Source organism: Bradyrhizobium genomosp. III (assembly GCF_000261705.1).
In the GTDB taxonomy this organism is placed as follows: domain Bacteria; phylum Pseudomonadota; class Alphaproteobacteria; order Rhizobiales; family Xanthobacteraceae; genus Bradyrhizobium; species Bradyrhizobium ottawaense.
Genome location: NZ_AJQF01000583.1, coordinates 1 through 1,472, shown reverse-complemented (window position 1 = coordinate 1,472; position 1,472 = coordinate 1). Strand labels below are relative to the sequence as shown.

The following is a 1,472-nucleotide window of genomic DNA, read 5'->3' as shown; positions in this document are numbered from 1 at the left end:
CTAGGGCATGCACATATCTCTGAGGCTCCATCCTGCTGCGACGGCGTTGAAGTATTCGAGGCCGTTTTTGAAGGTGATCGGGCCCGGCGGCTTGGACGATGGGTAGCCATCCCACCCGCCGAGACGGCCGATGATCCAGGCGGCCCAAGCGAGACTATCGGGCGGATGTGGGTTCTTTAGTCGCTTGCTCGCGGCTTCGAGTTGCCGGTTGAGGGCTGTGAGCGCGCCAATTTGGCCGTTGTCGAAGGCCGCGAGAATGGGCTGGCGACCACCATTGCGGGCCTGCAGAAGCTGGATGGTGATGACGGCCGCCTTGGCGGCGATCGCAACCAGCTTGAGAAGCCGATCGGCGGATCCGATCTGACTGTCTTCGAGCTTGAGGCCTTGTGTCTTCAGGATGCGGAAGAACTGCTCGATGATCCAGCGCTGCTTGTACCATTGGACGATGCGCCAGGCGTCCTCGATGCTGGTGACCTCGTGAGAGGTGAGAAGCCGCCAGTGCAGCGGCTCTATGCCGGTTTCGGCGTTAATCTCGCGCACATCGACCACCGCCAGCGGCAAGCTTTTCGGCAGATGGTGCAAGAACTTATTCTGCGGGCGGGCGAGCTCGATTGCGCCAAAGCGAAGTTCGAGGTGGGCCAGGCGAGCCGGCCGCGCGGCGCGCGCAGGCAGTTGGATCATACGCTGGTCCACCGCGGCCATGGCATCGCTGGCCTCATACAGGCTGCTGCGGTCGGCAAGCTTGCGATCATGCATGCTGCGCGCGATGACGTGGAAGTGTTGCTTGGCCGAGCTGGCATAAAGGGCAAAAATATCGCTCTCGCGGTCACCCAGCACCGTCACCGCCGCGGCCTTGGTGAGCAGCGGCCTTGCCGCCACGGCAGTCGATATCCAGCGTTGCGATTCCTTGTCCGATAATTCCCGATCATCATGCGAGGTCGTGCGGCGACCTGCGCGCGTCCATATCTGCCCGCTCAAAAGCCCAAGACAGCTGCCGTCGTCGGCGTCCACAGCCAGCAGCGGGTGCAGCAGCACGCCGTGGTTATTGCCTTTGCCGATTTCTCCGAGCCCGCGCCGGCGTTGCGGCGTGGTGTTGAAGTGGATCTCGCTGGTGTCCTGGATGGCCAGCACGTGGCGGCCTTCCACGGCAGGGCCCGTGCTATTGCTCCAGCTTTCGATGATCCGATCCACCGTCACCTTGTCATGGCCAAGAAAGCGGTTGAACCGCACTTCCAGCGCGCGGTTCCCCCTGGAGAGCTGCCGAAGGCAGACAGTTTTGCCCGCAACCATGCGTTCAGCGAGCGCCGCCCCCCTTTATCGAGACGACGATCCCCGAACCGGCCCAGCGTCCAGTCAATCCGTGACAACATCGCAGCACCCCCGTCCAAACCATGGAGTGCCGCAATAGGAATCACACAGATCTCCGATTCTGGAACCCCCAGGGCGAACCCGAGTCAATCCGCCGCACCAGA

1 protein-coding gene is annotated in these 1,472 nt (G+C 62.6%); it reads right to left on the bottom strand.

All coding sequences use genetic code 11. The features are described 5' to 3' along the window. Nucleotides 1-1,290 (bottom strand): IS4 family transposase, encoded by a 1,290-nt coding sequence (locus IC66_RS0142240; protein ID WP_038951373.1) that lies wholly within the window; start codon nt 1,288-1,290, stop codon nt 1-3. Nucleotides 1,291-1,472 lie beyond the last annotated feature (182 nt).

Excerpts from the sequence above, each read along its gene's own strand:
- IC66_RS0142240 (WP_038951373.1), bottom strand. The coding sequence starts at position 1,290 with ATGGTTGCGGGCAAAACTGTCTGCCTTCGGCAGCTCTCCAGGGGGAAC.